Source organism: Marinobacterium ramblicola (genome assembly GCF_019084545.1).
Lineage (GTDB): Bacteria > Pseudomonadota > Gammaproteobacteria > Pseudomonadales > Balneatricaceae > Marinobacterium_D > Marinobacterium_D ramblicola.
In genome coordinates this window covers 100485-107355 of sequence record NZ_JAHREP010000018.1, presented here as the reverse complement: position 1 = coordinate 107355, position 6871 = coordinate 100485, and the positions used below count along the sequence as shown (strand labels likewise).

Below are 6871 nucleotides of genomic sequence, written 5' to 3'. Positions count from 1 at the left end.
AAGTCGGTTTATTGATGCCTCGGTGGAGGGGACATCTCAAGTTGCGATTTTGGGGACTTTAGCAACCGGCACTGACATTGGTGGAGGCGGTGGCTAGAATCCGGCCAAGACCTGATGTGTTTGGTCCCCCAATACCAAAAGCCTTCTCCTCAAAGAAAATTCTCCAAAGACCTGATGGATGAACTACATGCAATCGTTGAGCGCTTATGGTTCTCCAGGGAAAAGCTACCGATACAGGCTGTCTATGACGCCTTTCGCCACCGTATCAACGAGCTTAATGCTGAGCGGCTCAAGCCCTTAAAGATTCCGAGCCGCGCCCAGTTCTACCGAATCGTAGATCAGATCGATAAATACGATGCCATGGCCGCCAGGGAGGGAAAGCGTGTTGCCGAGAAGCATTTTCGGGCAACCGGCGCCGGTGCAGTGACACACCACATCCTAGAGCGGGTTGAAGTCGATCATACCCCTCTGGATGTGATCGTTGTTAACGAGCGGACAGGCCTCGCGGATGGGCGGCCCACGTTGACCCTCCTGTTGTGCCGCCATTCGCGTATGGTGTTGGGCTTTTCCATCGGGTTTGAGCCACCCTCTGAACTTTCGGTGATGAGGGCCTTACGTCACGCGATTCTGTCCAAAGCCTACGTCAAAGAGCAGTACCCGGATATTCACCATGAATGGCCAGCGTACGGGATTCCCCACACGCTGATCTGCGATAACGGCCTGGAGTTTCATTCCCATCAGCTGCGGCGCGTCTGCGCGGAGCTCAATATTGAGCTTCAGTTCTGCCCCAAACAGCAACCCCACTACAAAGGGGCCGTGGAACGCTTTCTGGGCACGTTAAACCGTGCGGTCTGCCACCGTATTCCCGGCACTACATTCTCCAACATCGCGCATCGTGGTGACTACAACTCCGCCGACATGGCGCGGATCACCCTGGCTGATCTGAAATCGCTTATCCATGAGTGGGTTATCGATATCTACCATCAGGAAGTGCATAGAACCACGCATCGAATGCCAACAGCGATGTGGAAGGATGGACTCGGTATGGTGGAGCCACTGCTGCCTGAGAGCCTGATGCAGCTGAGTTTGATCCTCACGAAGGAAACGACCCGCCGACTTTCCCACCAGGGCGTGCAGGTTCATCACCTGTTCTATAACTCGGCGGAGCTTGGGCTTTTGCGCATACGCTCGACCGCTCGCTATGACGTGTCGGTGCGTTACGACCCGAAGGATATGGGTGCGGTATGGGTCTACGACGAGCTGCAGGGTGATTACATTCATGTGCCCTGTACCAATCCTGACTACGCGCAAGGCCTGACGCTACGTCAACACGACCAGATCCTAAAGGACACCAAGCAGCGAGGATTGGACGAACAGGACGAGGAGGAGCTGCTGGAGAGCAAGGCCAGGTTCCAGCAGAAGATCGAGGATCTGAGCCGTAACAAGCTGATCCGCGAACGCAAGAAAGCCGCCAGGGACGCTATGCCTGTTCCTCCTTCCTGGAGCTCAAACCCGGCGCTGGAACGACCCAAGGAGCCTGACACGACCGCTGAGTCGCTATTTGAGCCCCTGAACTTCAAGGTGGTGACGAGGGGGCAAGGCGATGACTGACAGCCTAAGTATCCATCAAAAAATCGCTGAGCTCCGCAAAGTCGTGATCTTCCACCCTCAATGCCAGGTGGCTTTCGATGCTATTCGGGATGCCTACCAGATGAGTGCCCAGGTCGGCCTTCCTCAGCACCTGTTGTGCGTTGGTCAGTCCGGTACCGGTAAATCGACGTTGAAGTCTCTGATATTCGATGAATATCCACCGGAACCCCTGTCAGACCGTGAGCTACTGCCCGTGCTATGCGTAGATACTCCTTCACAGCCAACCATCCGCAATATGGCTGAGGCGATGCTGGTTCAGCTCGGGGAGCCCTGTTTTATGCGGGGTTCCGCCATCGACAAGACCAACCGGATTCTCAACCTGATCAAAGAGAAGCAGGTGCGCCTGATCATCGTGGATGAACTCCAGCACTTCATCGACCGCGGCCGCCGCAGAGCGCCTTTGGAGGTTTCTGATTGGCTGAAGACACTGATCGACCAATCGAAGGTTTCGACGGTGCTGATGGGCCTGCCGCGCTGTGAACAGATCCTCCAGGTGAACGAGCAACTGAGGCGGCGCTACGGGAGGCGCCTGGAGTTGAATCCGTTCTCCATCGAATCGCCGCATGAACAGTCGATTTTCGCCGGTGTGATTACTCACTTCGATCATAAGCTAGGTTTAAAAAGGCCGTTGCAGCTGGATGGCGACCTGTTGAGGCGTTTTCATTTCGCCACTAACGGGATTATCGATTATGTCGTTCGATTGATGACGGGGAGCTACGCCTGGGCTACTCAGCACTCGGTGCCGGCCATCGATCGCTCCGTACTTGGAAGGGCATTTGTCGATTGGGTATGGCACGAAGGCAAGGACGCTCTGAACCCCTTCAATGAGGGGTTCCGCTGGAAACGGCTCGATAGCCCCGGAATGCCATTCAATCTGTTTGAGCCTGCTTCTGCTGTGCGGGCTTCCAAGTCAGGAGGAGAGTCATGGAGTTGATCAAACCACCGCTGCATCCAGATCGCTTCCCGGACGAACTGCCTTATGGCTATTTGAAGCGTCTGGCGGAACTGAATCAGTACGAAAGCCCAGCCTGGTTATTTCGGAATCTTTCGTCTCGAAGCTCGCTTCAAACTCCTGCGCTTTCCATTGCTGTGCTATCAGCCGCTGAGTGGGCGGGCAATCAGCCAACAGCCAGTGCAGTGGGTGCGAATACCCTGCACCTCAGATATTGTCCGCTCTGTATCGCGGAGAGAGGCTATTGGCGTAGCGCCTGGCAAAGCTGGGTGTCCTGTGCCTGCACCAAGCATCAAATCTGGCTGGTTGATCGGTGCCCAAGCTGCCATTCTCGGCTCCCGTTGGCATCAACGAATCTATCGCACTGTGCCTGTGGTGCGCGGTTAGCAGACGCGCCTGTGGAGATTATCGATAGTCCCGTTGAGCAGATGCAGATGTTCCTGGATGAAGGGAGTGTGCCGGAAGGGTATTCCATACTCCCCAGAGAACACGGTCTGGAGGACTCGGCTCGGGCAGCGCTGATTAGCTTGTTGTGTAACTGGTTGGACTACCCGAAGCTCACCGTGCATAACTTCAATCGCGAGCTTAAGCAGTGCGGCACGGCGCGGATTCACTTGGTGAATGCTGCTGAACTGCTGTTTCAGCCTGAGGGGTTGGATACCTTTCTGTTCCGTTTGTCTCAACGAGATAGTCCCGAGTTTTACACGTCGCTGGTCCTGAAATTTGTTCTGCGGCTGAATATCGACTTTCCACAACCGTGCTTCGACACCCTGAAGCACCAGGCTCTCAGCTACTGGGTGCACCTGAGAAAAGCCTTAGACCAGGAACAAGGCCAGTCATCTGATATCGCCGACCTATGGGAGTACGCCGAGTGGCAGGTGCTGCCGCATGACCCGAAGTAAGGGCCAGGAGGGTATGCGGGCGCCCGTCAGAAGTCACGACTGTGCGCTGATATACCCTCCGATCCATCCTGCCAGCTGCCCAGACGAGTCACCGATAGGCTATTTGGTTCGCTTGGCGGAGCTGAATAGCTATGGCTCTACCTGCTGGATGTGCGCAGTGGGGCAACTACCGCGACTATCTGAGATGCATTTGTACCAGGACCTGCTCGCAGGGGCCGATTGGACCGGTTGGCGTACGGAAACAGCATCGATCTCGACAGCGGTCTGTTTGCTCGATCAGAGCAGCCGCCTGGGTCGCTTACGTTATTGCCCGGCCTGTATCAGGGAAACGCAACGCTGGAAGGCTGCGTGGCATCTGAAAGCGTCAGTGGTGTGTGCTGAACATGGAGGCTGGCTTAGAGATACCTGTCCGGCCTGTGACAGCCCGATTCCGTTCAAGGCTCGCAGCACCAGGTTGTGTAATTGTGGTGCCGATCTATCTGAATCAGCCCTGTGCCTGGCACCTGATACGGTAAGGCGGCAGCAAGAATGGTTGGAGCGAGGCTTTGTGTCGGGGTCGTTGATAGCCGCAGGGCACAACCTGGATCTCCAAATTCGATCAGAGCTCATTCTGTTGTTTGCTCGTTTTGTCGGTCGCGATGGCATAGGTAAAACCGGCATCGATACGCGGGTGCTTCAGATGGATACGACAGCCAGCGTAATGACCCTCGTAGCAGATGCAGTGTTTGGTGGGGCCGAGGGCTTTACCAGGTTCCTCGGTACGTCTTTTTCGGTGGGCGCCTCTGAGCAGGGAGAGCGGCGGCTGAATCGATTCTATAAAGCGTTCTACAGGGTTTTTGAGGATGGCTGCTTCGACCCCTACAAGCACCTGCTGGAACAGTACCTCAATCAACACTGGCCAGAGGCGTTGAGCCGCCGGAACTCACTTTTCAAGGACCGAACCATCCAGTCCCACCCATGGTTAGCGTTGCAAGCTGCTTGCCGGAAGTTCGCAGTTCCCAAATCTCACATAAGGACTGCTATCGCGGGCGATGACGTACGCAGTATGTCGGTACAGGGGCCAAAGCGAGAATCGGTACTGGTGTGGAAGCCTGACGTGTTGAGGCTTAAGGAGAGGTTGGCGGACTCGCTGACAGCTAAAGATGCGGCCGACTATCTCGGTGTTACCAAGAAGCAGTTTGGGCAGCTACGCCAGAGTGGATATTTCAGACACCAGAGGGCTCCGGGATCGGCATCCAGGTGCGTGTGGGCATTCTCAAAGGATGAGCTGTCCAGGTTTCTGACGTCGCTTGTTCACAGCAGCTCAGCACCTCCCGAGGCTATGACCCTGAGCCAAGTTCTGAGACGGTTTCGAGCAGGGGTAAAAGAGCCGTTAGTGATCATCATCGAGGCGATCAAACAGGGCTCGTTGGGTGCATATGCGTCGAGCCCAAAACCAACAATCCGGGAGCTGGTTTTCGATAGTCACCAGTTCGAGGATTGGTATCGGGAGCGATCTTCCGATTCTGAGCTCTTTTCGATAACCGAAGCCGCGAAGCATCTGGGGATTCACCAGGAGTTTGCTTACCAACTCGTCAATGCTGGTCTCCTTGAGACGGACCATAACGATACCCAGCTTGGGCGCCTCGTCAGCCAGCATGCGATAGACAAGTTCCGCTCGGAGTATGTCTTGCTGCGTGATCTGGCCCGAGAAGCCGGTAGGAGCTCAGCCAGTGTAATGAGCGACCTGGCTTCTCGGGGGATTTCGCCGGTTGATGCTGATTGGAATCAGCAGCTGCGGCAGAAGGTGTACCTAGCTAGCGAGATCCTCCTGTAGTTGAGAAAACTCGTTGTCAGTATCTTCTGAGTCCACAGCTTGATCCCGTGATGCTTTGTCTCCGAGTTTCTTCTTTAAGTAAGTCTTGGCGTGGTGCGCAGAGCTCGTTCGTAGAGCGGAGTTAAAGGCGTAGAGACCGATCAAAAGCAAGCCCAATGCAAGCCACATGAATGACTTCTGGCTGTTGATTATTTCATCAACATGTTGGATGTCTTTTGGGTTTGTGAAGGATTTGCAGATATTCAAGATATTTGCAGGCTTCAGCTTGGCCTGCTCAGCAAGTGAATCTGTGTCCAATGGTGTTTGGGAACAGGTATCTGCTGTCAGTCGCCAGTCTTGACCTTGGTTACGGGTTGGGTTGAACGTTGCACTGTATGCAGCATCATGGTTCAACCACATCCACTGTGTTTCGTCATTGAATTTGACCAAGGCGGCATCTTTCAGCGCTAGCCCTACTAGATAGAGAGAAAATACACTCAGTACAAACGCGACGGCTAAGAAGAAAGTGGTGGCTAGGCGGTACCAGCCTTTCTTGACCTCCCTTTTTTCCATATCAAAGAGGGCATTCAACCTAGCAAGCTTCCGGAGGTCTAAGTTATTTCTTTCAACCCACTTTATAAATAGGTTCACTTCTTTGAGTGACTTGGCTCTGGTATTGAACAGCGCATTGAAACGCTCAACGTCTTTCCGTTCATTCCAGAAATCTGTGACAGAATGATCATGGAACTCCCTGCCGCCGATCATTATGGCATAGAGCCTGTTTAGCAACCCGTAAGATGTTCCGGTTCTGAGGCGAAACCAGATCACGGTGGATAGAGTCAAAAGGACAAATGATAGCCAGGGTGATATATCGGCTAGTAGCTTTAAGGTTTCGACTTCCATGGCGGTTAATCCTTGTATGGAGATTAGATTCTAAGGGCTGCTAGCTTATCCGGGAGAGGCAATTTGCGGAATCCCGCGTACTCGACTTAACAAAAGAGGCTTGAAGGTGAGCTACCAGCGTCTAACAGAGCAAGAAATAGAAGACCTCAGGAATGAGATGAAGCAGGCAGGCCAATGGATGAAAGAGGAACTCAGGCGCCGGAGGCAGAGTAAAGATTCAGATTTTGATGAACCGAGCTCTCCAGCTGATCTGAAACCTCAGCGGGAAAAGCCATGACCTCCTTGGAATTGCTCAAGTCACTAGGCGTGTTCATAACTGACTGAAACTTAAGGCGTTTCATGAGTTATGAGATTTCGTGAGATTCATTGCAACATCGATGAGATTTTTCGTGCGCACGAAGGCCGATAAGTAGCTGTTTTTATTGAGTGGTGATTCTCAGAGGGAGTGAGATCCGACAATCTCGGTTAGTGCGACAGATAAGAGCGGCCCAATGGGCTGCTCGGGATATAGACGAACCCCGGTCTTTTTGATCGGGGTTTTGTTTTTCTCGAGAGGAGGAGCTGATCGACTCAGCATCGGCTCCCCTCGATAGTCGATACAAGCCGCGCTCCGAGCAGACAGGTGATGAGCTTGTTCCACGTGAAACCATTCAGGAATGGCACGTCCGC

The 6871-nt window shown here is 53.7% G+C and carries 5 protein-coding genes and 1 pseudogene; 5 read left to right on the top strand and 1 reads right to left on the bottom strand.

Annotated features, from left to right (window positions below; translation table 11 throughout):
- Nucleotides 1–174 precede the first annotated feature (174 nt).
- The 5 genes and pseudogenes from KQ940_RS14825 (at nucleotide 175) to KQ940_RS22755 (ending at nucleotide 5320) form a co-directional block, all read left to right on the top strand.
- Nucleotides 175–1611 (top strand): Mu transposase C-terminal domain-containing protein, encoded by a 1437-nt coding sequence (locus KQ940_RS14825; RefSeq protein WP_217414514.1) that lies wholly within the window; start codon nucleotides 175–177, stop codon nucleotides 1609–1611.
- Complete coding sequence (locus tag KQ940_RS14820) at nucleotides 1604–2584, top strand: TniB family NTP-binding protein (RefSeq protein WP_217414513.1); 981 nt, start codon at nucleotides 1604–1606, stop codon at nucleotides 2582–2584. The genes KQ940_RS14825 and KQ940_RS14820 overlap by 8 nt, the downstream gene beginning before the upstream one ends.
- On the top strand, nucleotides 2575–3504 hold the full coding sequence (locus KQ940_RS14815; RefSeq protein ID WP_217414512.1) for a TniQ family protein: 930 nt from the start codon (nucleotides 2575–2577) through the stop codon (nucleotides 3502–3504). Before KQ940_RS14820 ends, KQ940_RS14815 begins: the two co-directional genes overlap by 10 nt.
- Nucleotides 3491–3880: pseudogene (locus tag KQ940_RS23270) on the top strand (TniQ family protein); the annotation flags it as partial. The gene KQ940_RS14815 and the pseudogene KQ940_RS23270, both read left to right, overlap by 14 nt.
- A 303-nt stretch (nucleotides 3881–4183) precedes the next feature.
- Entirely contained in the window at nucleotides 4184–5320 is a 1137-nt protein-coding gene (locus KQ940_RS22755) for a MerR family transcriptional regulator (protein ID WP_246590089.1), read from the top strand.
- Here the strand turns inward: KQ940_RS22755 and KQ940_RS14805 are convergent.
- Nucleotides 5297–6202: a DUF6216 family protein gene (locus tag KQ940_RS14805; RefSeq protein ID WP_217414510.1), complete on the bottom strand. Its 906-nt coding sequence runs from the start codon at nucleotides 6200–6202 to the stop codon at nucleotides 5297–5299. The genes KQ940_RS22755 and KQ940_RS14805 overlap by 24 nt on opposite strands.
- Nucleotides 6203–6871 lie beyond the last annotated feature (669 nt).

Bases quoted from the DNA above. Each gene is read 5' to 3' on its own strand.
- KQ940_RS14825 (WP_217414514.1), top strand. From the start codon at position 175: ATGGATGAACTACATGCAATCGTTGAGCGCTTATGGTTCTCCAGGGAA.
- KQ940_RS14820 (WP_217414513.1), top strand. From the start codon at position 1,604: ATGACTGACAGCCTAAGTATCCATCAAAAAATCGCTGAGCTCCGCAAA.
- KQ940_RS14815 (WP_217414512.1), top strand. From the start codon at position 2,575: ATGGAGTTGATCAAACCACCGCTGCATCCAGATCGCTTCCCGGACGAA.
- KQ940_RS22755 (WP_246590089.1), top strand. From the start codon at position 4,184: ATGGATACGACAGCCAGCGTAATGACCCTCGTAGCAGATGCAGTGTTT.
- KQ940_RS14805 (WP_217414510.1), bottom strand. From the start codon at position 6,202: ATGGAAGTCGAAACCTTAAAGCTACTAGCCGATATATCACCCTGGCTA.